The organism is Streptomyces sp. NPDC032091 (assembly GCF_055580265.1).
Genome location: NZ_JBVILR010000005.1, coordinates 139,479 through 164,141 on the forward strand (window position 1 = coordinate 139,479; position 24,663 = coordinate 164,141).

At 74.4% G+C, this 24,663-nt stretch carries 23 protein-coding genes; 12 read left to right on the plus strand and 11 right to left on the minus strand.

The features are described from left to right. Positions 1–108 precede the first annotated feature (108 nt). The 3 genes from ACZ5NJ_RS11055 to ACZ5NJ_RS11065 all read left to right on the plus strand — a co-directional run bounded on the left by ACZ5NJ_RS11055 (position 109) and on the right by ACZ5NJ_RS11065 (position 2,952). On the plus strand, positions 109–804 hold the full coding sequence (locus ACZ5NJ_RS11055) for a maleylpyruvate isomerase family mycothiol-dependent enzyme (RefSeq protein ID WP_468764434.1): 696 nt from the start codon (positions 109–111) through the stop codon (positions 802–804). 9 nt (positions 805–813) lie between these two features. Then, complete coding sequence (locus ACZ5NJ_RS11060) at positions 814–1,470, plus strand: MBL fold metallo-hydrolase (RefSeq protein ID WP_468764435.1); 657 nt, start codon at positions 814–816, stop codon at positions 1,468–1,470. A gap of 180 nt (positions 1,471–1,650) precedes the next feature. Beyond that, positions 1,651–2,952: an MFS transporter gene (locus ACZ5NJ_RS11065; RefSeq protein ID WP_468764596.1), complete on the plus strand. Its 1,302-nt coding sequence runs from the start codon at positions 1,651–1,653 to the stop codon at positions 2,950–2,952. A 15-nt stretch (positions 2,953–2,967) separates the two neighbouring features. Here the strand turns inward: ACZ5NJ_RS11065 and ACZ5NJ_RS11070 are convergent, their stop codons facing one another. The 4 genes from ACZ5NJ_RS11070 to uvrB form a co-directional block, all read right to left on the minus strand. After that, positions 2,968–3,954, minus strand: coding sequence for a TerC family protein (locus ACZ5NJ_RS11070; protein ID WP_468764436.1), 987 nt, complete (start codon positions 3,952–3,954; stop codon positions 2,968–2,970). 238 nt (positions 3,955–4,192) lie between these two features. Further along, a complete protein-coding gene (locus tag ACZ5NJ_RS11075; RefSeq protein WP_468764437.1) occupies positions 4,193–6,157 on the minus strand; it encodes a TerD family protein in 1,965 nt (654 codons plus the stop codon). A 71-nt stretch (positions 6,158–6,228) separates the two neighbouring features. Then, positions 6,229–6,807 carry a TerD family protein gene (locus tag ACZ5NJ_RS11080; RefSeq protein WP_362066295.1) on the minus strand — a complete coding sequence of 193 codons (579 nt, stop codon included), beginning with the start codon at positions 6,805–6,807 and terminating at the stop codon, positions 6,229–6,231. A 78-nt stretch (positions 6,808–6,885) separates the two neighbouring features. After that, complete coding sequence (uvrB, locus tag ACZ5NJ_RS11085; RefSeq protein ID WP_468764438.1) at positions 6,886–9,054, minus strand: excinuclease ABC subunit UvrB; 2,169 nt, start codon at positions 9,052–9,054, stop codon at positions 6,886–6,888. Between the two features lie 268 nt (positions 9,055–9,322). Here uvrB and ACZ5NJ_RS11090 point away from each other — a divergent pair, with 268 nt between their 5' ends. The 3 genes from ACZ5NJ_RS11090 (at position 9,323) to ACZ5NJ_RS11100 (ending at position 12,525) form a co-directional block, all read left to right on the plus strand. Then, a complete protein-coding gene (locus ACZ5NJ_RS11090; RefSeq protein WP_468764439.1) occupies positions 9,323–10,225 on the plus strand; it encodes a glycerophosphodiester phosphodiesterase in 903 nt (300 codons plus the stop codon). A gap of 217 nt (positions 10,226–10,442) precedes the next feature. Further along, positions 10,443–11,006, plus strand: coding sequence for a methylated-DNA--[protein]-cysteine S-methyltransferase (locus ACZ5NJ_RS11095; RefSeq protein WP_468764440.1), 564 nt, complete (start codon positions 10,443–10,445; stop codon positions 11,004–11,006). 211 nt (positions 11,007–11,217) lie between these two features. Beyond that, on the plus strand, positions 11,218–12,525 hold the full coding sequence (locus ACZ5NJ_RS11100; protein ID WP_468764441.1) for an MFS transporter: 1,308 nt from the start codon (positions 11,218–11,220) through the stop codon (positions 12,523–12,525). Between the two features lie 14 nt (positions 12,526–12,539). Here the strand turns inward: ACZ5NJ_RS11100 and ACZ5NJ_RS11105 are convergent, their stop codons facing one another. Then, the gene (locus ACZ5NJ_RS11105; RefSeq protein ID WP_468764442.1) at positions 12,540–12,914 is read right to left on the minus strand and encodes a cupin domain-containing protein; all 375 of its coding nucleotides are present in this window, start codon (positions 12,912–12,914) and stop codon (positions 12,540–12,542) included. Positions 12,915–13,074: 160 nt separating this feature from the next. Here ACZ5NJ_RS11105 and ACZ5NJ_RS11110 point away from each other — a divergent pair, with 160 nt between their 5' ends. Together ACZ5NJ_RS11110 and ACZ5NJ_RS11115 are read left to right on the plus strand one after the other, a co-directional pair. Then, positions 13,075–14,007, plus strand: coding sequence for a pseudouridine-5'-phosphate glycosidase (locus tag ACZ5NJ_RS11110; protein ID WP_468764443.1), 933 nt, complete (start codon positions 13,075–13,077; stop codon positions 14,005–14,007). After that, a complete protein-coding gene (locus ACZ5NJ_RS11115; RefSeq protein WP_468764444.1) occupies positions 14,004–14,918 on the plus strand; it encodes a carbohydrate kinase family protein in 915 nt (304 codons plus the stop codon). The genes ACZ5NJ_RS11110 and ACZ5NJ_RS11115 overlap by 4 nt, the downstream gene beginning before the upstream one ends. Here the strand turns inward: ACZ5NJ_RS11115 and ACZ5NJ_RS11120 are convergent. Next, positions 14,915–15,556, minus strand: a complete 642-nt coding sequence (locus ACZ5NJ_RS11120) for a nucleoside/nucleotide kinase family protein (protein WP_468764445.1) — start codon at positions 15,554–15,556, stop codon at positions 14,915–14,917. The two genes, ACZ5NJ_RS11115 and ACZ5NJ_RS11120, sit on opposite strands and share 4 nt — an antisense overlap. Positions 15,557–15,648: 92 nt before the next feature. Here ACZ5NJ_RS11120 and ACZ5NJ_RS11125 point away from each other — a divergent pair, with 92 nt between their 5' ends. Next, positions 15,649–17,094, plus strand: a complete 1,446-nt coding sequence (locus ACZ5NJ_RS11125; protein WP_468764446.1) for a WGR domain-containing protein — start codon at positions 15,649–15,651, stop codon at positions 17,092–17,094. Between the two features lie 73 nt (positions 17,095–17,167). On the opposite strand, the gene ACZ5NJ_RS11130 is transcribed toward ACZ5NJ_RS11125, so the two are convergent. Then, on the minus strand, positions 17,168–17,539 hold the full coding sequence (locus ACZ5NJ_RS11130) for a cupin domain-containing protein (RefSeq protein ID WP_468764447.1): 372 nt from the start codon (positions 17,537–17,539) through the stop codon (positions 17,168–17,170). A gap of 141 nt (positions 17,540–17,680) precedes the next feature. Here ACZ5NJ_RS11130 and ACZ5NJ_RS11135 point away from each other — a divergent pair, with 141 nt between their 5' ends. After that, the gene (locus ACZ5NJ_RS11135; protein ID WP_468764448.1) at positions 17,681–18,343 is read left to right on the plus strand and encodes a DUF2293 domain-containing protein; all 663 of its coding nucleotides are present in this window, start codon (positions 17,681–17,683) and stop codon (positions 18,341–18,343) included. Here ACZ5NJ_RS11135 and ACZ5NJ_RS11140 read toward each other — a convergent pair. Beyond that, a complete protein-coding gene (locus ACZ5NJ_RS11140; protein ID WP_468764449.1) occupies positions 18,336–19,022 on the minus strand; it encodes a chaplin family protein in 687 nt (228 codons plus the stop codon). The two genes, ACZ5NJ_RS11135 and ACZ5NJ_RS11140, sit on opposite strands and share 8 nt — an antisense overlap. Before the next feature lie 127 nt (positions 19,023–19,149). Between ACZ5NJ_RS11140 and ACZ5NJ_RS11145 the strand changes: the two genes are divergently transcribed. Next, a complete protein-coding gene (locus ACZ5NJ_RS11145) occupies positions 19,150–19,698 on the plus strand; it encodes a hypothetical protein (protein ID WP_468764450.1) in 549 nt (182 codons plus the stop codon). Here the strand turns inward: ACZ5NJ_RS11145 and ACZ5NJ_RS11150 are convergent. Together ACZ5NJ_RS11150 and ACZ5NJ_RS11155 are read right to left on the minus strand one after the other, a co-directional pair. Then, a complete protein-coding gene (locus tag ACZ5NJ_RS11150; RefSeq protein ID WP_468764451.1) occupies positions 19,679–20,884 on the minus strand; it encodes an SWIM zinc finger family protein in 1,206 nt (401 codons plus the stop codon). The two genes, ACZ5NJ_RS11145 and ACZ5NJ_RS11150, sit on opposite strands and share 20 nt — an antisense overlap. Next, positions 20,881–23,709, minus strand: coding sequence for a DEAD/DEAH box helicase (locus ACZ5NJ_RS11155; RefSeq protein ID WP_468764597.1), 2,829 nt, complete (start codon positions 23,707–23,709; stop codon positions 20,881–20,883). Before ACZ5NJ_RS11155 ends, ACZ5NJ_RS11150 begins: the two co-directional genes overlap by 4 nt. A 193-nt stretch (positions 23,710–23,902) precedes the next feature. Between ACZ5NJ_RS11155 and ACZ5NJ_RS11160 the strand changes: the two genes are divergently transcribed. Further along, positions 23,903–24,163, plus strand: coding sequence for a DUF6343 family protein (locus ACZ5NJ_RS11160; protein WP_468764598.1), 261 nt, complete (start codon positions 23,903–23,905; stop codon positions 24,161–24,163). A gap of 40 nt (positions 24,164–24,203) precedes the next feature. On the opposite strand, the gene ACZ5NJ_RS11165 is transcribed toward ACZ5NJ_RS11160, so the two are convergent. Further along, positions 24,204–24,596 carry a tetratricopeptide repeat protein gene (locus ACZ5NJ_RS11165; protein ID WP_468764599.1) on the minus strand — a complete coding sequence of 131 codons (393 nt, stop codon included), beginning with the start codon at positions 24,594–24,596 and terminating at the stop codon, positions 24,204–24,206. Positions 24,597–24,663 lie beyond the last annotated feature (67 nt).

Sequence of the window (24,663 nt, forward strand, 5' to 3'; positions counted from 1 at the left end):
TGTGTCTGGACTATCGAGCGTATAGCACGCACATTCGATTTACGGCACGCGCAAGAGGGCTTCACCCGATCGTGTGGCGGCGCCCTCCCGGCCACTAGGCTCGGACCCATGACTGATCATGTGCACGACCTGGCCTCTGTACGTGAAGCCACCGAACGGCTGCTGAACGCGGTCGCGAAACTGGACAACGCCTCCCTCTCCCAGGAGTCACACCTCCCGGGCTGGACCCGCGGCCACATCCTGGCCCACCTGGCGCGCAACGCCGACGCCCTCGTCAACGTCTTCGAGGGCCGCCCCATGTACGAGAGCGCCGCCGCCCGCGACGCGGACATCGAGCGCGACGCCGGCCGGTCCCTGGAAGAACACCTGGGGGACCTCCGTGATTCCGGGGCCCGCTTCCTCGCCACCACGGAAGGCGCCCAGGACTGGCACCGCACGGTCGAGCTCCGCAACGGGGTGACCGACCTCGCCGCGAACGTGCCGTTCCGCCGGCTCGTCGAGGTCGAGCTCCACCACGTCGACCTGAACATCGGCTACGAGCTCTCCGACCTCCCGGAGGGGTTCACCGACCGGGAGATCGCCTTCCTCGCCGACCGCTGGTCCGGCCGCCCCGACGTGCCCCCGGTCACCCTCAACGGGCCCGACGGCGCCCCCGTCGCGCGCACCGGCGGCACGGAGGGCACCCCGACGACCCTCCGGGGCCCCAAGGACGAGCTGCTCGGCTGGCTGGCCGGCCGCGGCCACAAGGGCGCCCGCCTCACCGTCGAAGCGGGCGACCGCCTGCCCGAACTCCCCGCGCTCTAGGATTCCGACATGACGTACAGCGGAGCGGTGAAGGTCGGCGGTCCCGCCGACGTGCACGAACTCGCGGACCTGATGATCTCCAAGGTCGCGGTGGGTTCCATGAACAACAACGCGTACCTGCTGCGCTGCCGGGCCACCGGCGAGCAGCTCCTGATCGACGCGGCCGCCGAGGCGGACACGCTGCTCAACCTGATCGGCGACGACGGCATCGCGTCCGTCGTCACCACGCACCGGCACGGCGACCACTGGGGCGCGCTCCAGGCCGTGGTCGACGCCACCGGGGCGCGGACCTACGCGGGCGTCCACGACGTGGAGGGCATCCCCGTCCCCACGGACGTCCCGGTCCGGGACGGGGACGTGATCACGGTCGGACGGGTCTCGCTGACCGCCCGCCACCTGGTCGGCCACACCCCCGGCTCCATCGCCCTGGTCTACGACGACCCGCACGGGCACCCGCACGTGTTCACCGGCGACTGCCTCTTCCCCGGCGGCGTCGGCAACACCCAGGGCGACGCGAAGAACTTCGCCAGTCTCATCGACGACGTCGAGACCAAGATCTTCGGCCAGCTGCCCGACGAGACATGGGTCTACCCGGGCCACGGGAACGACACCACGCTGGGCACCGAGCGCCCCCACCTCGCGGAATGGCGCGAGCGGGGCTGGTGACCCACGGGCGCATGCGCCGCCGTCAACACCGGGCGGCCATGCGCTCCTTCCGGTCGACCTCGGCCGAACGCATGTCCCGGGGAGGCGGGCCGGGGTAATTGCTGCACCATGCAACAGGACCTCTCCCCGCCTCCCGTCCCCTCCGCGGCCTCCGGGGCCTCCGGCACCTCCGGCCCCTCGATGCCGCGCCTCGCGCTGGCCTCCCTGGTCGGGACGGCCATCGAGTTCTACGACTTCTTCGTCTACGGCACGGCCGCCGCCCTGGTGCTCGGCCCGCTCTTCTTCCCCTCGTTCTCCCCGCTCGCGGGAACCCTCGCCGCGTTCGGCACGTTCGGCATCGGCTTCCTGGCCCGTCCGCTGGGCTCGGTCGTCTTCGGGCACGTCGGCGACCGCTACGGGCGCCGCCCGGTGCTGCTCGCCTCGCTGCTGCTGACGGGCCTGGCCACGGTGTTGGTCGGCTGCGTGCCCTCGTACGCCTCCATCGGGATCGCCGCGCCGGTCCTGCTGCTCCTGCTGCGCTTCCTCCAGGGACTGGGGCTCGGCGGGGAGTGGGGCGGGGCGGTGCTGCTGACCGCCGAGCACGCCCCCGAGGGGCGGCGCGGGCTGTGGTCGAGCTTCCCCCAGATGGGTCCGGCCACCGGCTTCCTGCTGGCCAACGGGCTGACCCTGGCCCTGTCGGGGCTCCTGAGCGACGCCGAGTTCGGCGCCTGGGGCTGGCGGGTGCCCTTCTGGTGCGCCGGACTGCTGGCGCTGGCCGGGCTGTGGCTGCGCCGGTCCGTGGAGGAGACCCCGCAGTTCCGGGCCCTCACCGAGACCGGCCGGCGGGCCGAGGCCCCGCTCCCGGAGGTGCTGCGCGGCCACTGGCGGCTGCTCCTGCTGACGGGCGGGGCGATGTCGGTCGGGTACGCCGTCTTCTACGCGGTCACCACCTGGTCGCTCGCCTACACGACCGGGCGCCTGGGCATGGACCGGACGCTGATGCTCGCCGTGGTGATGGCGGCCGTGCTGGTGATGGGGCTGGTGACGGCCCCGCTGGCGGCGCTCGGCGACCGCTGGGGGCGGCGGCCGCTGTGCCTGGCCGGCAGTGCGGCCTGCGCGGTGTGGATGTTCCCCCTCGTGGCGCTGCTGGGCAGCGCGGACCCGCTGCTGGTCACGGTGGGCTGCGTCGGCGCCCTGCTGGCGATGGTCCTGATGTACGCGGTGGTGGGCGCGTACCTGCCCGAGCTGTACGCCCCGCGGATCCGCTGCACCGGCGCGGCCGTCGGCTACAACCTGGGCGGGGTCCTGGGCGGCGCCCTGACCCCGCTCGTGGCGACGGCCCTCGCCGCGGGCTCGGGCCCGCCGTGGGGCGTGGCGGTGTACCTGACGGCGGTGGCCCTGCTCAGCCTCGGCTGCTTCGCCCTCCTCCCGGAGACCGCTCCGGCGCCGGTGCGCGCGGACGGTACGGGCGCGGGGGCGGCCGGAGCGGCCGCCCCCGCGTAGCGTCCCGGGACCGGATCAGGCGTCGACGCTCCGGGTCTCCTCGGCGGCGGCTCCGGCCGCCGCCTGCTTCCCGGAGGCGATCAGGCTGGTGATCGTGGTGACCACCAGGACACCGCAGATGACGCCCAGGGAGACCGGGATGGAGATCTGCGGGACGTGCACCCCGGACTCGTGCAGGGCGTGCAGCACCAGCTTGACGCCGATGAAGCCCAGGATCACGGACAGGCCGTAGCTGAGGTGGACCAGCTTCTTGAGCAGGCCGCCGATGAGGAAGTACAGCTGGCGCAGGCCCATGAGGGCGAAGGCGTTGGCGGTGAAGACGATGTACGGGTCCTGGGTGAGGCCGAAGATCGCGGGGATGGAGTCCAGGGCGAAGAGGACGTCGGTGGTGCCGATGGCGAGCATGACCACCATCAGCGGGGTCATGATCCGCTTGCCGTGGTCACGGATGAAGAGCTTGGTGCCGTGGTAGCGGTCGGCGACGCCGAACTTCTTCTCGACCGACTTGAGCAGGCGGTTCTCCTCGAACTCCGTCTCCTCGTCGTCCTTGCGGGCCTCCTGGATCAGCTTCCAGGCGGTGTAGATCAGGAACGCGCCGAAGAGGTAGAAGACCCACGAGAAGGTGGTGATGATCGCGGCGCCGGCGGCGATGAACACCGCGCGCAGGACCAGGGCGATCAGTACGCCGACCAGCAGGACGCGCTGCTGGAGGTGGGAGGGCACCGAGAACTTCGCCATGATCAGGACGAAGACGAAGAGGTTGTCCACGCTCAGGGACTTCTCGGTGATGAAGCCGGCGAAGAACTCCTGGGAGGCCTGGCCATTGCCGGAGAACAGCAGGCCGAGGCCGAAGAGGGCGGCGAGGACGATCCACACGACCGTCCAGATGCCCGCCTCCTTGAGGGAGACGTCATGGGGTTTGCGGCCGATGAAGAAGTCGGCGCCGATGAGGATGCCCAGACCGAGAATGGTCAGCACCCAGAGGGTCAACGAAACGTCCATTGGTAATCACGCCTCCGGCGGATGGCTCAGCACAGGGTCAGCGTCATCGCTGCCGGAGGTCTCTTCCACCCGGGCGGCCCCTCGGGCCGCGGGCCGGCGCCCCGGGACTGGTGACAATCCGTATTGACGGGCACGCCGCGCAGGAAACAGCAGGAATACTCCCCTCCGCAGGCTCCAGAGTAGCCGCGGAAGGGGCCGAAGGTAAAGGGATTACCAAAGAAGGGTCACCCGATGGTCATCAGCGGGCCCGTGCGACGCGCTCCAGGGCCTGCTCCAGGACCCGGCTGCCCTGCGGGGGCAGGTCCGGCTCGAAGGTCCAGGCGTGCTGGACCCAGGGGTCGGCCAGGTGGTGGTCCGGTACCGGAGACAGCCGCAGCAGCGAGCGCCACAGCGGGTCCAGCAGCGGGCCGTACGCGGAGGCCTCGTCGCGGTCCGCGACCATCAGCAGGTGCACGCCGACCGACGGGCCCTCGTCGGCCAGGTAGCGCAGCTGGGTGACGGCGCGGTCGTCGAAGCCGTGGGGGAAGTCGTGCACGATGAGCAGCTGCTCGGCCGGGTCCAGGTCCGGGGGCAGGTCCTCGGGGGCGCCGGCGCGCAGGGCCATCTGTACGAGGTCCACCCGGCGGGTCAGCCGCGCGAGGGTCTCGCCGACCCCGGCGGCGCCCGCGGCGGGCGGCGCGGCCAGCACCCCGGCGGCCACCAGCGGGACGAGCGCGGCGGAGGCCGCCCCGGCGGCGTCGATGACGTGGACGGAGAACCGGCCGGCGGGGTGGACGGCGAGCAACCGGGCGGCGTGGGCGACGGCCATGTCCATGGCGGCGCGGCGCAGCCGGTCGGTGTCCATGGTCATGGCGGCCTCGGAACCGGTACGGCCGTTGTCGATCCACAGGCCGCGATCCATCGGGAGCCGCATCAGCATGGGGATCTTCAGCCCGGGGCTCTCGGGCAGGCTGAGGTTGCCCAGGCGCAGGGCGAGCGGGCCCTCCTCCGGGGTGCCCCCGCCGTGCCAGACGGGGTTGTCCCAGCGGGCGTACGCGGCCGGCAGCGCGGGTTCGACCACCTCGGACTCGGCGGTCAGCTGGGCGAGGTCACGGTCGAGGACGGCGCGGGCCCGGGCGACCAGGTCGTCGCGGCGGGCCCGGGCGGCCTCGCGGGCTCCGCCGGCGGCGCCGCCCGTGAGGCGGTGGCGGGGGTCGGACAGGGCCTCGTCCAGCTCGCGGTCGAGGCGGGAGTCGGCGAAGTCGACGGCGCTGCGGTAGGCGGCGACGGTGCGGGCCAGGTCCTCGAACATGCCCCAGACCTGGTTGTAGAGGCGCTCGTCCATGGACCAGCCGGTGGCGTCCCCGGCGACGGGGGCCGGGGGGCCGTCGGGGCCGTCGGCGGGGGCGGCCGCGGGGCGGGGGGCCGGCTCGGGTGCCTCGGTGGTGGTGCGGCGTCGGCGCGGGTGGGCGTAGTCGATGGTGGGCCGGCCGTCGGCGGGCCGGTCCGGGGCGGGGCCGGGCGCTCCGGCGGAGGGGGCTGCGGGGACCGGGATCGGCTCCGGCGGCTCGGGGGCGGTCACGGGCGGGACGGGGTGTCCCGCCGCGTTCCGGCCCTGGGCGTGCGGCAGGGGGGCGAGGGGGCGGGCGGCGTCCCCGGTGCGGCCTGCGTCCCCGGTGCGGTCGGCCGTGCGCAGGGCCTCGTCCGCCAGGGCGGCCGCCTCGGCGGCCGGCAGTCCCCCGTCGGCGAGGAGGGCCGTGAGCCCGCCCGCGTACCCCTGGCCGACGGCCCGGACCTTCCATGCGCCCTGGCGCCGATAGAGCTCCAGGGTGACCAGGGCGGACTCGGTGTCCAGCCCGTCGACGGCGAAGGAGGCGAACGCGGCCCCGCCCTGTGCGGCGATGGCCACCCGGGGGGCCGGGACGGCGCCGAAGCGCTGGGGGCCGCCGGGCGGCAGGACGAGGAGCACGCCGATCCGGTGGACTTCCGCCGCGACGGCGTCCAGGTCGACGGCGAGGGTGTGGCGTTCGGCGGGTTCCCCCGGTACGCGGACCCCGGGCAGGGCCGGGGCGCCGGGGCGCGCCAGGGCGTCCGGGCCCGGGAGTCCGCCGTGTGCGTCGGCCAGGGAGGCCAGCGCGAGCACGGCGGTGGCCGCCGTGACCGTGACCTCCACCCGGCTGTGGGACACGGGGTGGTTCTGCCCCCGGACCAGTTCGGCCGTCATCGTGCAGCCCCTCCCCCGTGCCTTCTTCTCTTGTCCGCGGTGCTGTCCGCGGTGGTGTCCGCCGGTGCTGTCTACAGGTGCGGCAGGATCGCCGGCATCAGGTCCTGGAAGGTCCGGCCGTTGGCCGGGGTGCCGAGGGCCGTCATCTGCCAGCCGCCGCCGGCCCGGGACACCTTCGCCATGATCTGCGCGGTGTACTGGCCGCCGCCGTCGAGGGTGTAGCGGGCCAGTTCCTGGCCGTTGGTCTCGTCGACGATGCGGCAGAACGCGTTCTGCACTTCCTGGAAGGTCTGGCCGGTGAAGGAGTTCACCGTGAAGACGATCGTGTCGATGTGGACCGGCACGCGCTGGAGGTCGACGAGGATGGCCTCGTCGTCCCCGCCCTGGCCGACGCCGCCGACGAGGTTGTCACCGGTGTGCCGGACCGAGCCGTCGTCGCTCTGCAGGTGCCGGAAGAAGACCACGTCCACGGGCTGCTTGTCGGCGAAGAGCACCGCCGAGGCGTCCAGGTCGATCTCGCGGGTGCGCGAGCCGAACAGCCCCCGGCGCTTGGCGGCCTGCCAGCCGAGGCCCATCCGGACCGCGGTCAGCGTGCCGCCGCCCTTCTTCTCCAGACTGATGGCCTGACCCTTGGTCATGTTGACCGTCACGCGCGTCCCCTCTCCATGGCCCACCCCCAGGCAGCGTGTACCTGCGGCTGTTCCCACACCCTACTGACCGCCCCCGGGTCAGGCGAGGCCCGCTTCGCGCATCTGCCGGAGCTCCTTCTTCAGCTCGCCCACCTCGTCCCGGATGCGGGCCGCGACCTCGAACTGGAGCTCGGCTGCCGCGCCTCGCATGCGCTCGGTCATCTGCTCGATCAGGGCGGCCAGTTCGGCGGCGGGCCGGTCCGTGAGCACCTCGGCGGCCTGGGCGCCCTTCGCCCCCTTGGCCCCCTTGGCACCCTTGGCACCCTTGGCGGTCTTGGCCTGGGCGGCCGCGCCGAGGGCCGGGACCGGGGCCTTCGCGCCCTTGCCGTCCTTGGCCTGCCGGTAGCCGGTGCCGAGCAGCTGCTCGGTGTCGAGCTCCTCGCGGGCGATGGTGGCGACGATGTCGTTGATCTTCTTGCGGAGCGGCTGCGGGTCGATCCCGTGGGCCGTGTTGTACGCGATCTGCTTCTCGCGGCGCCGGTTCGTCTCCTCGATGGCCTTCTCCATCGCCGGGGTCATCTTGTCCGCGTACATGTGGACCTGGCCGGAGACGTTGCGCGCGGCGCGGCCGATGGTCTGGATGAGGGAGGTCCCGGAGCGCAGGAAGCCCTCCTTGTCGGCGTCGAGGATCGCCACGAGCGAGACCTCGGGCAGGTCGAGGCCCTCGCGCAGCAGGTTGATGCCGACCAGGACGTCGTATTCGCCGGCGCGCAGCTCGCGCAGCAGCTCGATGCGGCGCAGGGTGTCCACGTCGCTGTGCAGGTAGCGGACCTGGATGCCGAGCTCCAGGAAGTAGTCGGTGAGGTCCTCGGCCATCTTCTTGGTGAGGGTGGTGACCAGGACCCGCTCGTCCTTCTCCACCCGCTCGCGGATCTCGTGCACCAGGTCGTCGATCTGGCCCTCGGTGGGCTTGACGACGACCTCGGGGTCGACGAGGCCGGTGGGGCGGATGATCTGCTCGACGAAGCCGTCGGCGCGCGAGAGCTCGTAGTTCCCGGGGGTGGCCGACAGGTAGACGGTCTGGCCGATGCGCTCCTGGAACTCCTCCCACTTCAAGGGACGGTTGTCCAGGGCGGACGGCAGGCGGAAGCCGTGGTCGACGAGGGTCCGCTTGCGGGAGGCGTCGCCCTCGTACATGGCGCCGATCTGCGGCACGGTGACGTGTGACTCGTCGATGACGAGGAGGAAGTCCTCGGGGAAGTAGTCGATCAGCGTGTTGGGCGCCGAGCCGCGCTCGCGGTCGTCCATGTGCAGCGAGTAGTTCTCGATGCCGGAGCAGGAGCCGATCTGGCGCATCATCTCCAGGTCGTAGGTGGTGCGCATGCGCAGCCGCTGGGCCTCCAGCATCTTGCCCTGCTTCTCCAGCTCGGCGAGGCGCTCGGCCAGCTCGGCCTCGATGCCGCGGATCGCCTTCTCCATGCGCTCGGGGCCGGCGACGTAGTGGCTGGCGGGGAAGACGTACAGCTCGCGGTCCTCACTGATGACCTCGCCGGTCAGCGGGTGCAGGGTGGAGAGGGCCTCGATCTCGTCGCCGAACATCTCGATGCGGACGGCCAGTTCCTCGTACACCGGGAAGATCTCGATGGTGTCCCCGCGCACCCGGAAGGTCCCGCGGGTGAAGGCCACGTCGTTGCGGGTGTACTGGATGTCGACGAAGCGGCGCAGCAGCCGGTCCCGGTCGATCTCCTCGCCCACCTTGAGCGGGACCATGCGGTCCACGTACTCCTGGGGGGTGCCGAGGCCGTAGATGCAGGACACGGAGGCGACGACGATCACGTCACGCCGGGTAAGCAGCGAGTTGGTCGCGGAGTGGCGCAGCCGCTCGACCTCCTCGTTGATCGAGGAGTCCTTCTCGATGTAGGTGTCCGACTGCGGAACGTAGGCCTCGGGCTGATAGTAGTCGTAGTACGACACGAAGTACTCGACGGCGTTGTTCGGCAGGAGCTCGCGGAACTCGTTCGCCAGCTGGGCGGCGAGGGTCTTGTTCGGCGCCATCACCAGGGTCGGGCGCTGGAGCTTCTCGATCATCCAGGCGGTGGTCGCCGACTTGCCGGTGCCGGTGGCACCGAGCAGGACGACGTCCTTCTCACCTGCGCGGATGCGCTTCTCCAGCTCGGCGATGGCCGCCGGCTGGTCGCCGCTGGGCTGGTAGGGGCTGACGACCTCGAAAGGTGCCACCGTGCGTTCGATCTTCGATACGGGCCGCATGACTCCACCGTACGGCCCCCCACTGACACGCGGGCGCCCGCACGCGCCCCGCCCCCCGCCCGCCCGCCGGGCCGGCGCCCCCCGGGGGTCCGTCGGACGGAGCGGGCCTCCTCCTTTCTGGTCCGTTTGTCGTAGTTCGGTGGCGTCCGTGTGATCTTCGAGCCCATGATCGCGGTGAACGCTCCGCCGTGAAGTGCACAGCCACAACGACTGCCGCGCCGCACCCGTCTGACGCAGGAACAGGGCTCACGACCCGAGGAGAACGCACATGTACGTCCGAACCGCCGCCGCCGCGGCCGCCGCCTTCCTGGGCATCACCCTGACCCTGCTGGGCGGGACGGCGTCGGCCGGCGCCCCCGGGCCCGGGTCCGCCCCCGGCGCGGCGGGGCTGCTGGGGCCCACCGTGTACGCCCACCGAGGGGCCTCCGCGTACGCCCCGGAGAACACCCTCGAATCGATCGACCTGGCGATGCGGCTGGGCTTCGACTGGGTCGAGAACGACGTCCAGCGGACCAAGGACGGCGAGCTGGTGGTGATCCACGACGACACGCTGGCCCGCACCACCGACGTCGAACGGGTGTTCCCCGACCGGAAGCCCTGGCGGGTCAAGGACTTCACGGCGGCGGAGATCGCCCGACTGGACGCGGGCAGCTGGTTCTCGCCGCGGTTCGCCGGCGCCCGGGTGCCCACCCTGCGGGAGTACATGGAGCGGGTCCAGGACAACCGGCAGCGGCTGCTGCTGGAGATCAAGAAGCCGGAGCTCTACCCCGGCATCGAGGAGCAGACGCTGAAGGTGCTGGAGGAGACCGGCTGGCTGGACGCCTCGCACGTCTCGCGCCGCCTGGTGGTCCAGAGCTTCAGCGCCGAATCCGTGCGCATCGTGCACGGGCTGCGCCCCGACCTGGTCACAGCCTTCCTGGGCACCCCGACCGCGGCCGACCTGCCCCGGTACGCCGAGTTCACCGACCGGATCAACCCCTGGCACACGACGATCTCGGCCGACTGGGTGGCGGCGGTGCACCGGCTGCGGGGCGCCCACGGCAAGGCCATGGAGGTCGACACCTGGATCGTGGACGACGCGCCCACCGCCCGGAAGGTCCGGGAGATGGGGGTGGACGGGATCATCACGAACGCGCCGGACGTCGTACGGATGGCCGTGGGCGGCTACTAGGGGGTGTCCGCAAAGTAGCGTCGTCCGCCCGCAGGGCGGGCCCCGCGGCGTCCGGTGCGTGCTCTCGGTGCGCCGGGCGCGAGACCTCGTACTGGACGTACTCGGTCGTGCGCCCGGTGCGGCGAGAGTGCGTGCCGGGCGTCGCGGGGCAGGCGGGACTTTGCGGACACCCCCTAGGACCGGCGGCGCTGTCGGTGGGGCGCCGTACCGTGGGGGCGTGGACAGCACCGAGCGGCCCCGCGGGCCGCACCTCGAATGGACCGTCCTCCCGAGCGAGATCGGTCCCCTGCTCCTGGCCGCGACCCCCGAGGGTCTGGTCCGGGTGGAGTTCCATGCCGTGCCCGGCCGGGTCGACCGGATGATCGGCGCCCTGGTCTCCCGGCTCGGCGCCGACGCGTGGCGGCCGGACCCGGGCCGGGAGGTACTGCTGGCCGAGCCGATACGCCAGCTGGAGGCGTACTTCGCCGGGACGCTGCGCCGCTTCGACCTGCCCCTGGACTGGCGGCTCAGCTCCGGCTTCAACCGCCAGGTGCTGCTGGAGCTCGACCGCACCGTGCCGTACGGCTCGGTGGTCGGGTACGGGGAGCTGGCGGCCCGGGTGGGGCAGCCCGGGGCGGCCCAGGCCGTCGGCAACGCCATGGGGTCGAACCCGCTGCCGCTGGTGGTGGCCTGCCACCGGGTGGTGGAGAACGACGGCGGCATCGGGGGCTTCGGGGGCGGGGTCGAGACCAAGCGGACCCTGCTCGCCCTGGAGGGCGTCCTCCCGCAGCCCCTCTTCTAGGCCGGGCCGTTCCTCCCGGCCGTGGGAGCGGGCCGTCGGGACGGGCTGCGGGGCGGGCTGTGGGGGCGGTCCTGCTTCCGCGTTACCCGGTTCCCCCCGGCGGTAAGGGGTGGGACACTGCCGCGGTGACTACTGCTGCCGCCTGCGGCCCCACCGCGCACCGTCCCGCCCCGGACGCCCCGCCCGCACGTCCGCGACGGGGGTGTCCGGCGTGACCGCCTCCCCCGCGACCCCGCCCGCGGCCTCCCCCGCCGCCCGGGGAGCCGCGTCCGTCACCGCGGCGGAGCTGCCGCGCGTCCAGCGCCGGATCTCCGCGGTGCTGATCGCCGGCCAGATGCTGGGCGGCCTGGGCGTGCCCATCAGCATCGCCCTCGCCCCCGTCCTCGCCACCGAGATCAGCGGCACCGAGGCCCTCTCCGGCTTCGCCTCCACCGCCGCGGTGATCGGCACCGCCCTGGTCTCCCTGCCGCTCGCCGCCCTGACCACCGCCCGCGGGCGCCGGGCGGGGCTGCTGGCGGGGTACGCCATCGGCACGCTCGGGGCGGGCCTGGTCGTCCTGGCCGCCTCCGTGAAGAGCTTCCCGCTGCTCATGCTCGGCATGGCCGCGTTCGGCGCCGCCTCCTCCGCCAACCTCCAGGCCCGCTTCGCCGCCGCCGACCTCGCGGCCCCCGACCGGCGGGCCCGCGCGATCTCGGTGGTGGTGTGGGCCTCCACCATCGGCGCGGTGCTCGGCCCCAACCTCTCCGCCCCCGCCAGCGACAGCTTCGCCGGCACCTCCATACCCCAGACGGCGGGGCCCTTCGTCTGGGCCGCCGCCGTCTTCGTCCTCACCGGCACCCTGCTCGGCGTCCTCCTGCGCCCCGACCCGCTGCTGACCGCCCGCGCGCTGGCCGGGCCCGGGGAGGAGTCCCGCCAGGGCCGCTCGCTGCGCGCCGGTCTGGCCGCCGTCAAGGCCTCGCCCCGGGCCCGGCTCGCGCTGCTCACCGTCGCGGTGTCGCACACCACCATGGTCTCGATCATGGTGATGACCCCGATGGACCTCGGCCACCACGGCGCGGGGCTCAAGCTGGTCGGGCTCGTGATCAGCGGGCACATCGCCGGCATGTTCGCCTTCTCGCCCGTCATGGGCTGGCTCGCCGACCGGCTGGGCCGGTTCTCCGTGATCGGCCTCGCGGCCGGCCTGCTCTCGCTCGCCGCCCTGCTCGCCGGCACGGCCGCCGGGAACCACGCGCAGAGCGCGGCCGGACTCTTCCTGCTCGGCCTCGGCTGGTCCGCCGGCATGGTCTCCGGCTCGGCGCTGCTGACCGACTCGGTGCCGCAGGCCGCGCGGGCCGCCGTGCAGGGCCTGAGCGACCTGACGATGAACGCGGCGGCCGGCCTGGGCGGCGCGGCCGCCGGCCTGGTCATGTCCCGGGCCGGCTACGGCTGGCTCAACGCCATCGGCGCCGCGCTGCTGCTGCCGATGGCGGCCCTGGCCCTGTTCACCGCGCGCCGGCACCCGGCGGCCGCCTCCCGGTAGCGCGGAGGCGGGCGTCAGAGGTTGATGTGGTAGGCCTTGCGCAGCGTCTCGTGGACCGTCCACGTGGTCTTGTCGCCCTCGCGCAGCACGCAGGCGGAGCCGGGGCCCACCTCCAGCGTGGGGCCGCCCTCGACCTCGACGGTGGCGCGGCCGCTGACGACCACGAACAGCTCGTCGGCCTCGGTGTCGGTGACCACCCCGGGGGTGATCTGCCAGATGCCCCGGATCTGGGAGCCGTCGGCGGACTCCCAGAGCACCTTTCCCGTCACCACCGGGGTGCCGGAGACGATCTGGGCCGGGTCGAGGTCCTCGGCCTCCAGCTCGCCGTCGGGGACGTCCGCGACGGAAACGGCGAAGGAGGCAGGGGCGTTGTGGTCACTGGTGCTCATGGTGCGCCAGCCTAGGGTGGCCGCACCGGCCACGGGGTGATCAGAGCGTCCAGCGGGGACGCGGCGGACCCGTCACTCCGTCGAGCCGGAGGGGGCGGCTTCGCGCCGGAGTGGGGAGGGGCGCGTTTGGGGGCGCGCGTCCCGTGCCATGGATGGGGACATGCCACAGCACAGAGCATCCGAGGTCCCGGTCCTGTCGGAAGAGGTCCACGAGGCGCTGGCCGCGCGCAGGCCCGTCGTCGCCCTGGAGTCGACGATCATCGCGCACGGCCTGCCCCGCCCGCGCAATCTGGCGGTGGGCCTGGAGCTGGAGGAACTGGTCCGGGAGCAGGGCGCGGTCCCGGCGACGGTCGCGGTGGTCGACGGGGTGGCGTACGCCGGCCTGGACAAGGCCCGGCTGGAGCGGATCGCGGCGGGCGAGGGCGTGCGCAAGCTCGGTCACCGGGACCTGGCCCCGGCCCTGGCGACGGGTGCCACGGGGGCGACGACGGTCTCGGCGACGGCCTTCCTGGCGGCGCGGGCCGGCCTGCGGGTCTTCGCCACGGGCGGGCTGGGCGGCGTGCACCGGGAGTTCGCGCAGACCCAGGACGAGTCGGCGGACCTGTCCCTGCTGGCCCGGACCCGGATCACGGTGGTGTGCGCGGGCGTGAAGTCGATCCTGGACGTCCCGGCGACGCTCCAGCGGCTGGAGACCCTCGGCGTAGGGATCGTCGGCTACGGCACGCGCCGCTTCCCCGGGTTCTACCTGGCGGATTCCGGCGAGCCCGTCGACTGGACGGTGGAGCGGCCGGAGGCGGTGGCGGAGATGATGGCCGCCCAGGACGCGCTGGGAGGGCCGGAGTCCGCCCTGGTGGTGGCCAACCCGGTGCCCGCCACAGAGCAGTTGGACCCGGGGCTGCACGACCGCGTCCTGGCGGAGGCCCTGGACGAGTGCCGGCGGCGCGGGATCACGGGGCAGGCGGTGACGCCGTTCCTGCTGGGGTTCCTGGTGCGGGCGACCGGCGGGGCGTCGCTGGAGGCGAACCTGGCGGCGGTACGGGGCAACGTGCGGCTCGCGGCCCGGATCGCCGGGGCCTGGGCGGCCCTGGGATGACGGGGGCGCTGGTGGTCGTCGGGGACGTGGTCACGGACGTGGTGGCGGTGCACCGCGAGCCCCTCGCCCCGGCCACCGACACCGCGGCCCGGATCCGCACCCTGCCCGGCGGAGCCGGCGCGAACGCGGCCTGCTGGGCGGCCCGTACGGGCACCGCCGAGGTACGGCTCCTCGCGCGGGTGGGCTGCGAGTCGGCGCGCTGGCACGAGCGGGCGCTGGTCGACGCTGGGGTACGGCCCCGGCTGGTGGTGGACCCGGCGGAGCCGACCGGGACGGTGGTGGCGCTGGTCGGGGCGGACGCGGAGCGGACGTTCCTGACCGACAGCGGGGCCTCCCTGCGGCTGTGCCCGGCCGACTGGGCGCCCGCGCTGCTGGACGGGGCGGCCCACCTGCACCTGTCGGGCTACCTGTTCTTCGCCGAACCCAGCCGCGCGCTGGCCCTGGTCGCCCTGCGGGCCGCGCGGTCCCGGGGGGTGCCGGTCAGCGTGGACCCTGCGTCGGCGGGGTTCCTGGCCGGGCTGGGCCCCGAGGCCTTCCTGGCGGCGGTGGCGGGGGCCGCGGTCCTGCTGCCGAACGAGGACGAGGCCCGCCTGCTGGCCGGCGTCCCGGACACGGCCCGGGCCGCGGAATCCCTCAGCCGACGCATTCCGCTGGTGGTGGTGACACGGGGCACGGGCGGGGCCCTCGTCGCCGAGGCCGGCCGGATCACGGCCGAGGTGGAGGCGGAACCGGCGGACGCGGTGGACACCACGGGCGCGGGCGACGCCTTCACCGGCGCCTTCCTGGCCGCCCGCCTCACGGGCGCCGACCCGGCCGCCTCCGCCCGCGCGGGCTGCCACGCGGCGGCCCGGGCGATAACCCACCTCGGCGGCCGCCCCGACCGCACGGCGGGGGGCCGTTTCACCGGCTAGGGCGCGCGGAGGCCCGTCCAGGCGGGGTGGCGGGGGTCGTCCGCGCGGACGAGGGTGTCCGCCGTCGACGCCGGGTCGGTCTCGCGGGCGTAGCGGGCGAAGGCCGGGAGGGTCCAGTGGTCGGAGGGGGGCGTGCGGCGGGCCAGCGCCGACTCCGAGAGGCTGATGTGGACGCTCAGGTCGAAGGGGAACCAGTGCCCCAGCAGCAGGGGTCCGTGCACGATCAGGGCGCCGCCCGGGGGGAGTTCGGCGTACGGGCTGCGGGTGGCGCGGTCGGTCACCGGGTCCCACAGGTCCGGCAGGACGCGGCCGGTGCCGCCGGGGTCGGTCGGTGCGAAGACCTCCCGCCACAGCGCGCCCGTGTCGTACCAGCCGCCGAGGTACGCGTCCACGTCCTGCCGTCCGAACTCGAACCGCAGCGACGCCGGCCGCAGGAACCCCCCGGCCGCCACCACCAGCACGGAACGCCCGCGCAGGCGCAGCGCGTCGGCCAGTTCTCCGGCGAGAACCCCGGTGCCGGCGGCGGGCGCGCCGTCGATGCCCACGCGCTGCCATGCGCCGGGTTCCGGGGGCGCCGCGTCGAGGTGGCCGGCGAGCCGCTCGGCCATCCGCTGCCAGGTGATCGCTTCCAGCTTCACCAGCCCATTGTCAGTGGTCGCCCTTAGCGTTTTTCACGAGGGATCACCGGTGGACAGGAGCCGGCGGCCCGACTCTTGGGGAGGGGTCTGTCATGGCTCGGGAGACGACGTACCTGGAGCTGTCGCAGGAGGACGGCGCGGCGCACAAGTTCTACGAGGTGACCGTCGACGGCGTCCTCGTGTCGGTGCGGTACGGGCGCATCGGCGCGGCCGGGCAGCTGCAGAGCTCGTCGTTCCCGACGGTGGAGAAGGCCCGGGCGGCGGCCGCCAGGAAGGTCGGCGAGAAGGTGCGCAAGGGGTACGCCCCGGCGGTGCGGGGGGCGCGGGCCGCGCGGGCGGTGACCCGTCGGCAGGTGGCCTCGGCGCCGTCGACGGCCCGTGCGGTGGCGCCGGTCCTGTGGCGCTTCCGCACCGGCTCCGCGGCCTTCGGCATCCACGTGGACGAGGACCGCTGCTGGGTCGGCAACCAGGCGGGCGACGTCTACACGGTGAGCCACGGCGGTGAGGTGCTCGCCCGGTACTCCCTGCCGGACGGGGTGAAGTGCCTGGTCGCGGACGAGTTCTGGATCTATGCCGGCTGTGACGACGGCACGGTGTACGACCTGTCGTCCAAGGTGCCGTTCGGGGCGTACGGGATAGCCGCCGACGTGGACATCTACTGGCTCGACATCCACGAGGGCGTCCTCAACGTGTCGGACGCGAACGGCGGCCTGACGGTCATCGACCACGAGGACGAGCACCAGTGGTCCCGCAGGTCGGCCGGCGGCGGCGCCTGGATGGTCCGCGCGGACGAGCGGGCGGTGTACCACGGCCACAGCGGCGGCGTGACGGCCTACGCGGCGGACGGCACGGGCCAGTTGTGGCACACCAGGACTCCCGGCGGGGTGCTGTTCGGCTGGCAGGAGCAGCACGCGGTGTACGCGGGGACGACGCGCAACACCGTGCAGCGCCTGTCGAAGGCGACGGGCGCGGTCGAGGCGTCGTACCCGTGCGACGCGGCGGTGTACTCGTGCGCGACGTCCCCGGACGGCCGGCACGTGTTCGCCGGCGACTCCTCGTCCTCGGTGTACTGCTTCGACGCCGACGGCCGGCGGCTGTGGAAGCTGGGCACCGGCGGCGGGTCGGCGCTGTCGATGCAGTACCTGGACGGGCGGCTGTACCTGGTCACGACGGACGGCTCGCTGGTGTGCGTGGACGCGAGCGAGGCGGCGATCGCGGCGGCCCGGCAGGGTTCCGTGCCGACGGCCGTGGACGTGAAGTCGGCGGCGGCGCTGCCCGTCTTCACCCCGGCGGCCTCCGCCGCGGCGGTGGCGACGGTCTCGGTGGCCTCGGTCCCGTCGGGGGGCGTGGTGGTCGAGTGCGTGCAGGTCGGGGGGCGCGTACGGGTCCAGGTGGTGTCGGACGGCTTCGATCCCGAGTGGAACGTGCAGTTCCCGCGCGGGATACGGGAGGCCGGGGCCCGGTACGTGGTGGACGGGCTGCACGCGGCGACCGGGGGCTTCTACCGGGTGCGCGGGGAGATACGCCGGCTGGTCTGACCGGCTCCGGGACGGCCCGCCCGGGAGGGTGCCGTGGTGGACGGGGGTCTCCACGGCAGCGCTCACGGGCGGGTCAGGGGGTGTGTTCCGGACAGCCGCAGGGGGTGGCGCCGGGCGGGGTCTCCGCGGGGACGGCCCAGGGGTCGTCGTCGCGGAGCCCGCAGGTGATGTGGAGGACGACCGGCTCGGTGCCGAGGTTGCGGCCGAGGTGGACGTGGTCGTGGCCGTCGGGTTCGACGAACGTGGCCCCGGCGGGGTGGACCTCGACGCTGTCGTCGCAGAGGATCCGGGTGAGGGTACCGGACCTGACGACCGCCATCAGCGGTACGAGGTGGTAGTGCCAGCCGGTACAGCCGCCGGGTGCTATGACGACCTCCCGGCCGGTGAGGTCCGCGGGGACCCCGGTTCTCGGGCGCCGTTCCCTCGTCGCCTGCCGTCCGCCCATGTGTTCTCCTCCACGGACCCGCCTACGGCCCTTGGCGGCCCACGCTAGACGGAGCTCATGAGGTCCGGCCAGATTTTCCGAATAACCAATAACCCATCCCCATAAGGTGATAGAGAGACCGGTCGGCGGTATCACAACGGCATGAGTCTCGTCGTCTTCGAGTCCCAGAGGCCGATCCACTGTGCCGAGTGCCGACGGGGTCCCCTGCGGCACGTGGTCCGCGAGTCCGGCGTGCCGCGCTGCCTGGACTGCGCCGACCTCGGCCACCTCGTGTACCTGCCGCGCGGCGACGCGGCACTCACCCGCAGGGCGCGGGAGGCCAGTTCCCTCTCGGCCGTCGTGGTGCGCCGCCACCGGGGGCGCCGCCGCTACGAACGGCAGGGGCTCCTGGTCGAGGACGCCGCACTGGCCCGCGCCGAACGCGCCTGCCTCGCCGACGCCGACGCCCGGGCCCGGCGCCGGGAGCGCGACCGGCTGCGCCGCGCGGCCGAGGACGTACGGTTCACGGCGGCCTTCGCCGCCGAGATCCTGCGGCTGTTCCCCGGCTGCCCGCCCGAGCGGGCCCGGGCCATCGCCGCCCACGCCTCGGTCCGCGGCAGCGGCCGGGTCGGCCGCACGGCGGCCGGCCGGGCCCTGGACGAACAGGCGGTGTCGATGGCGGTCCGGGCGGCCGTGCGCCATACCGACACCGAGTACGACGCGCTGCTGATGGCGGGGGTGCACCGGTTCGAGGCCCGGGCCCGGCTGGCGGCCCGGATCGACGCGATCCTCGCCGGCTGGCGCGCGTCGGGGAACGTCAGCTGACGCGGAACCGGCGGTAGAGGAGCACCCCGCCGAAGAGCAGGGCGCCGCTTCCGGGCAGCAGGTACCCGAGCCCGTCGGCGCCGGTGTGGGCGAGGGCCGAGGTGTCACCGGGCGGCAGGGACGGAGCGGGGGCAGCGGGCGGGGTGACCGGCCGTTCGGTGACCGGCGGCAGCGGCTGCGGCGGCTTGCCGCCGGTGGGGGTCTCGCCGTTCACGGAGGTGTTCCCGTGCGAGCCGTTGCCGACGCCGACCACGCTCACCCCGTTCCCGCTGACGTTGAGCGGGAGGTCGACGGGGAGCTGGACGCCGTTGCCGGACAGCACCCCGGGAGAATCCTTTCCCCGCCCGTCCGCCACGGCCCCTCCCTCATGACCGGAGGCTCCCGGTTTCGCCGGATGCGAGGGCCTGGGATCGGGATGGCCGCCATCCTGTGCCGCGTTGGTACAGCGGTTGCCCGCCGCCGGGTTGAGCACGCCGACCACGTTCACGGTGTTGCCGCACACGTTCACCGGGACGTGCACCGGCAGCTGCACCAGGTTCCCCGAGAGCAGACCCGGCGACCGCTCGGCCGACCCGCCCGCGTCCGCGTCGGCGTGGGCGAGGCCCGCCACCCCCGCCACCGCGAGTCCGCCACCCGCGACCACCGCCGCGATCACACCGTTCCGACGACTATGACGCATCAGTCTTCCTGCCTTCCGGAGGGCTTCAGGGGCGTCGAGCCCGTACCGGAGACAACGCGGTGGACCCGTTCGGGTTATAGAGCCGGTAGGCATTTCACTCCATCGTGTACTGGGTAGTGCCTACTTCATGACTGAACGACCGCTGCTCCTGCTGGACGTGGATGGCCCGCTCAACCCCTTCCGGTCCCTCTCCGCCGGCCTGCGCGGCTACACCAGCCACCGCATGCGCCCCGACGTCTGGCTGTCCTACCGCGACCCCGAATCCCGCCGGGCCCGGCGCGGCGTCCGGGTACGCCTGCACCCCTCCCACGGCGCCCGCCTGCTGGCCCTGCCCTTCGACATCGCCTGGGCCACCGCCTGGACGCACCAGGCCAACACCCTGATCGCCCCGCACATCGGCCTGCCCGGCGACCTCCCCGTCGTCGACTGGCCGGAGCTCTTCGTCCGCGACCCGGACGGACTCTCCTGGAAGACCCGCCACCTCAGCGGCTGGGCGGCCGGCCGGCCCTTCGCCTGGGTCGACGACATGATCACCGCCCAGGACCGGGCCTGGATCCGCGACCATCACCCGGCCCCCGCCCTGCTGTTGCGCGTCCTGCCGCGCCACGGCCTGCGCGAACGCGACTTCGCCGAACTGTCCTCCTGGGCGGCCGGGATCAGCCCCGCAGGGCGCTGACCGGGTCCGGGGACGGCCTGCCCGTGGGCCACCAGTCGTCCGTCCCGGGACGGCACTCGTAGGCGTACCAGAGGCCCTCGCGGCCCAGCCGGAGCTGGCGGGTGCGGTCGGTGAGGCGGTTGCGGTCGGGGCGGAAGGAGCCCAGCCCGGCGGCGAGGAGCAGGGGACGGGCCCGGTCGAAGGGGCCGGCCGGCGGGTCCCACGGCTCGTCGAGGACGGTGAGCGCGGGCAGGCCGCCCTGCCGCCAGGCGGCGGCCGCCCGGGCCAGGTCGGTGGTGGTCCGCCCGGTGGCCCGGGCCAGGTCGCGGTAGAGGGTGCGGGCGGCGCCGGTGAGACCGGCCGTGGGATGCGCGGAGGCCAGCCGGACCGCGTCCTGCCACAGCCCCAGCCCACCGATCGGGTCCTCGCCGGTGGTGAGCAGGGCCAGGGCGCGGGCCGCGGCGTCGCCCGCGAGCTGCTCCAGGGCGAGCGGGTCGGGGGCGGCCGGGTCGGACGGGTAGGCGGGCGGCGGCCCCGCCGCGGCGGGCGGGGCGAGCGGCGCGGGCAGCGGGGGCCGGGCCGGGCCGGCCAGCGCCGCCCGGGCCGGGACGCCGGGGAAGTCCGGTACGGCGTCGGGCCGCTCCCGCGCGGCGTGAGCGGCGCTACGCCGGGCGAGGTCGTCGAGGAGCTCCCGCTCGCCCCGGCCGCGCAGGAGCAGCAGGACGAACGGGTCGGCGTCGAGGAGGCGGGCGGCCCGGTAGCAGAGGGCCGCCGCGTGCTTGCAGGGCGGCCGCGCCGGGTCCGGGCAGGAGCAGCGCGCCCCGAGCTCTCCCGCACGCGGCAGGATCCGCTCGGCCAGGGACCGCGGGACCTCCCGCTCCAGGAGCGCCGCCAGCGCGGCGGGATCCGCCGCCACCGCCTCCAGCACCTCGGCCCACTCGGCGTCCCCGAAAGCGGTCAGCGCCAGCTCGGTGCGGTAGGGCCGGGCCCGGCTGCCCCGGACGTAGGCCACGATCCGGCCGGGGGTGACCGTGACCGCGTCGACATGGCCCTCGTCGGCGTACGTACGGCCGCGGGCCAGGCGTGCCGGGTCCGGTGCGCGCTCTTCCAGGGCGCGTACCCAGGCCCGGCCCCACCAGGTCACGGTCTCCGCCCCGGCGGGCACGGTCTCGAAGGTGCGGCGGCGGTCGTCCCGCGCGGTGATCATGCGGGCCTCCGCAGGGAGACGAGGTCGGCCAGCTGCCGGTCGGTGAGTTCGGTCAGGGCGGTTTCGCCGGTGCCGAGAACGGCGTCGGCGAGGGCGCGTTTGGTTTCGAGGAGTTCGGCGATGCGGTCCTCGACGGTGCCTTCGGCGATGATGCGGTGGACCTGGACGGGCTGGGTCTGGCCGATGCGGTAGGCGCGGTCGGTGGCCTGCTCCTCGACGGCGGGGTTCCACCAGCGGTCGTAGTGGATGACGTGGCCGGCGCGGGTGAGGTTGAGGCCGGTTCCGGCGGCTTTGAGGGAGAGCAGGAAGACGGGGACCTCGCCGGACTGGAAGCGGTCGACGAGTTCCTCCCGGCGAGGCACGGGGGTGCCGCCGTGGAGGAGCTGGGTGGGGATGTTCCGGGCGGCGAGGTGGCGTTCGAGGATGCGGGCCATGGTCACGTACTGGGTGAAGACCAGCACCGAGCCGCCCTCGGCCAGGATGGTGTCCAGCAGTTCGTCGAGCAGGGCGAGCTTCCCCGAGCGGTGCGGGATGCGCGGCTCGGCTTCCCGCAGGTACTGGGCGGGGTGGTTGCAGATCTGCTTGAGCGAGGCCAGCAGCTTCATGATCATGCCGCGCCGTTCGATGCCCTCGCTCCCCTCGATCACCGCCATCGCCTCCTCCACCGCCGCCTGGTAGAGGGAGACCTGCTCCCGGGTCAGGGCCACCGGGTGGTCGGTCTCCGTCTTCGGCGGCAGCTCGGGCACGATCCCCGGGTCGGACTTCCTGCGCCGCAGCAGGAAGGGGCGTACGAGCGCGGCCAGCCGGGCGACGGCCGCCTCGTTGCCCCCGTCCTCCTCCTGCTGGTGCTCCACCGGGCGGGCGTGGCGGGCGCGGAAGGTGGTGAGCGGGCCGAGCAGTCCGGGTGTGGTCCAGTCGAGGAGGGCCCACAGCTCGGAGAGGTTGTTCTCCACCGGGGTGCCGGTCAGCGCCACCCGGGCCGGGGCCGGGATCGTGCGCAGCGCCTTCGCGGTCGCGGAGTGCGGGTTCTTGACGTGCTGGGCCTCGTCGGCGACGACCAGGCCCCAGCTCTGGGCGGCCAGCCGCGCGGCCGAGGCGCGCATGGTCCCGTAGGTGGTCAGGACGAAGCCGCCCTCCAGGGAGTCCAGACTGCGCTCGCCGCCGTGGAAGCGGCGCACCGGGGTGCCGGGCGCGAACCTCTCGATCTCCCGCTGCCAGTTCCCCAGCAGCGACGCCGGACACACCACCAGCGTCGGCTCCGGACGGGCCCGGTGCAGGTGCAGCGCGATCAGCGTGACCGTCTTGCCCAACCCCATGTCATCCGCCAGACAACCCCCCAGCCCCAGCGAGGTCATCAGGTCCAGCCAGGCCAGCCCCCGCGACTGGTAGTCCCGCAACGTCGCCTTCAGCCCCGCCGGAGCCGGCACCGGCGCCCACTCGCCCGTCAGCCGGTCCCGCAGTGCCGCGAGCGCCCCCACGGGAACGGCCTCCACCGGTTCTCCGTCGACCTCCGCCGTCCCCGTCAGGACGGTGGCCAGCGCGTCGACCGGGTCCAGCAGCCCCAACTCCCGCTTGCGGGCCTTGCGCACGAGCTCCGGATCGACCCGCACCCACTGGTCGCGCAGCCGCACCACCGGCCGGTGGGCCTGGGCGAGGGCGTCCATCTCGGAGGGGGTGAGCCGGTCGCCGCCCAGCGCGAGCTCCCAGGAGAACGCGAACAGCCCGGCGGCGTCGAAGAACGCGGTGCCGTCGGTGGCGGAACCGGGCGCGGCCTGCCGCACCACGGCGGTCGCGGTGAGGGTACGGGCGAGCTCGCGCGGCCAGCGCACCACGACCCCGGCCCGCTCCAGCCGGGTCGCGGCGGTGCCGAGGAGGTCTTCGAGCTCCGGGTCGGACAGCGCGAGGGCGTCGGGCACGGGCTGGTCGAGCAGGCGCAGCAGCGGCGGCCAGACCCGGCCGGCCCGGCGCAGCGCCAGTACTGCGTCGATCCGGGCGCGCGGCCCGAACCCGGCCGCGGCGGCCCCGGCCCACAGCTGTGCGGCGTCCGTCACCAGGGTCGGGTCGGCGAGGCTGTGCACCTGGACCACGGCGGCCCCGGCGCGGCGGACGTCCTCCGGCTCGGCCTCGTCGAAGAGCCGGGACGCGGTCAGGTCGAGCCGCAGGGAGATCCCCACCCCGGCATCGGCGCCGGCGGCGACCTGCGCGGCCCACTCCTGTATCCCGGGCACCCGCTGCGGTTCCGCCGCGGCGAACGGCGGCCCGGCGGCGAACGGCGCGGCCGGGGTGCGGGGCAGGGTGTCGGCGACGGCGTCGAGGAAGGCCCGCACCAGGGCCTGGGGCTCGGGGAGCGTCAGGGGGCGGCGCCCGGCGAGCGGGGTGGCATGGCCCTCGCAGGGGAGGGCGGCGGCGACGGCGCGCAGGTGGCCGACGTCATCGGCGTCGAGGGGGCCGGCCCGCCACGCGTCGACGCCCTCGGGGGTGAGCCCGGGCAACAGGCGGCCGCGCGCGGCGAGGGACAGCGCCTGCACGGCGGCGGTGCCCCAGGCACGGGTGGCGGGATGGGAGGCGGGGCTGCGGGCGGCCCGGACCAGCAGGGGCAGGGCCTCGGACACGGACAGGGTCACGGCGGGCACGGTGCGGGTACGGACCCCGGAGCCGTGCGGCCGCACCACCTGGAACGGCTGCGGGGTGCCGGCGCCTTCGGGCAGCGGCTCCCCCTCGGGGCACCAGAAGGCGACCCGCCCCTCCCGGGGGACGGCCGCGGGCAGGAAGACGGCGGCCCGGCGCAGCAACCACTGCTGCGGCGACTGCGGCGACTGCGGCAACTGCGACGCCTGCGACGGCTGCGTGGTCACGGGAATCCCCCTCCCTGGTGCTCGGCCCCGCCCGGTCCTGGCGGTTCCCCTGCTGCCGAGTCTAGGCGCGGCCACTGACAACAGCCTCTGACCTGCGCATACGGCGGTCGCCGCGACAGGTGCGACGATGGAGGGGAGGCTCCGTCAGGGCGAGGCGATGACGATGCGTACCGGGAACGAACCGCTGACCGCCCGCAGCCCGCTGCGGCTGCGGTTCTGGCTCAGCCTGTGGGGGCTGCTCTGGGCCGCCGCCGGGGCGGCCGCGTTCTGCCTGGCCGGGCGGCCCGGCTGGGCCGCGGCCTGCGCGGCGCTGGCGGTGCTGGCCGCCGTGGACCTGGCCGTCGTGGTGCGCCACATCCACCAGGGCCCGCACTACCAGCCGGGCCGGGACGTCCCCCCGTACGAACCGCCGCGCAGCCGCTGACGCCCCGGACCGCCGCCCCCCCCCGGAGCGGGCGGACCCGTCAGCCCTCGAAGCGGGCCGCCGCCAGGTACTCGGGCTGCGGGTCGAGGGCGGCGGCGAGCCGGAAGTGGCGTCGGGCCTGCTCGGGCCGGCCGGCGCGCTGGTGGGTGCGGGCCAGGGCGAAGTGGGCGAAGGCGTTGTCCGGCTCCCGCTCCAGCACCAGCTCGAACTCCAGCTGCGCGGGCCGCAGCTGGGCCGCGGCGAAGAACGCCCGGGCCCGCAGCAGCCGGGCCGCGGTGTTCTCGGGATGGGCGGCTATGACGGAGTCGAGCAACCGGACGGCGCCGCGCGGGTCCCGGGCCGCGAGGAGCTGCTCGGCGGCCCGGTAGTCGATGACGTGCGTCTCCGGGCTCGGGGGGCCGGAGGGCTCCCGCGGGGACGGCGGTGTGGGCATGGTGTCGGGCACAGTGTGTCTCCTTCCCTCTGCGCACGCCCTCAACGCGCGTCCGCGCCACGGTTGT

Bases quoted from the DNA above. Each gene is read 5' to 3' on its own strand.
- ACZ5NJ_RS11055 (WP_468764434.1), top strand. From the start codon at position 109: ATGACTGATCATGTGCACGACCTGGCCTCTGTACGTGAAGCCACCGAA.
- ACZ5NJ_RS11060 (WP_468764435.1), top strand. From the start codon at position 814: ATGACGTACAGCGGAGCGGTGAAGGTCGGCGGTCCCGCCGACGTGCAC.
- ACZ5NJ_RS11065 (WP_468764596.1), top strand. From the start codon at position 1,651: ATGCCGCGCCTCGCGCTGGCCTCCCTGGTCGGGACGGCCATCGAGTTC.
- ACZ5NJ_RS11070 (WP_468764436.1), bottom strand. From the start codon at position 3,954: ATGGACGTTTCGTTGACCCTCTGGGTGCTGACCATTCTCGGTCTGGGC.
- ACZ5NJ_RS11075 (WP_468764437.1), bottom strand. From the start codon at position 6,157: ATGACGGCCGAACTGGTCCGGGGGCAGAACCACCCCGTGTCCCACAGC.
- uvrB (WP_468764438.1), bottom strand. From the start codon at position 9,054: ATGCGGCCCGTATCGAAGATCGAACGCACGGTGGCACCTTTCGAGGTC.
- ACZ5NJ_RS11090 (WP_468764439.1), top strand. From the start codon at position 9,323: ATGTACGTCCGAACCGCCGCCGCCGCGGCCGCCGCCTTCCTGGGCATC.
- ACZ5NJ_RS11105 (WP_468764442.1), bottom strand. From the start codon at position 12,914: ATGAGCACCAGTGACCACAACGCCCCTGCCTCCTTCGCCGTTTCCGTC.
- ACZ5NJ_RS11110 (WP_468764443.1), top strand. From the start codon at position 13,075: ATGCCACAGCACAGAGCATCCGAGGTCCCGGTCCTGTCGGAAGAGGTC.
- ACZ5NJ_RS11115 (WP_468764444.1), top strand. From the start codon at position 14,004: ATGACGGGGGCGCTGGTGGTCGTCGGGGACGTGGTCACGGACGTGGTG.
- ACZ5NJ_RS11125 (WP_468764446.1), top strand. From the start codon at position 15,649: ATGGCTCGGGAGACGACGTACCTGGAGCTGTCGCAGGAGGACGGCGCG.
- ACZ5NJ_RS11130 (WP_468764447.1), bottom strand. From the start codon at position 17,539: ATGGGCGGACGGCAGGCGACGAGGGAACGGCGCCCGAGAACCGGGGTC.
- ACZ5NJ_RS11135 (WP_468764448.1), top strand. From the start codon at position 17,681: ATGAGTCTCGTCGTCTTCGAGTCCCAGAGGCCGATCCACTGTGCCGAG.
- ACZ5NJ_RS11140 (WP_468764449.1), bottom strand. From the start codon at position 19,022: ATGCGTCATAGTCGTCGGAACGGTGTGATCGCGGCGGTGGTCGCGGGT.
- ACZ5NJ_RS11145 (WP_468764450.1), top strand. From the start codon at position 19,150: ATGACTGAACGACCGCTGCTCCTGCTGGACGTGGATGGCCCGCTCAAC.
- ACZ5NJ_RS11150 (WP_468764451.1), bottom strand. From the start codon at position 20,884: ATGATCACCGCGCGGGACGACCGCCGCCGCACCTTCGAGACCGTGCCC.
- ACZ5NJ_RS11160 (WP_468764598.1), top strand. From the start codon at position 23,903: ATGCGTACCGGGAACGAACCGCTGACCGCCCGCAGCCCGCTGCGGCTG.
- ACZ5NJ_RS11165 (WP_468764599.1), bottom strand. From the start codon at position 24,596: ATGCCCACACCGCCGTCCCCGCGGGAGCCCTCCGGCCCCCCGAGCCCG.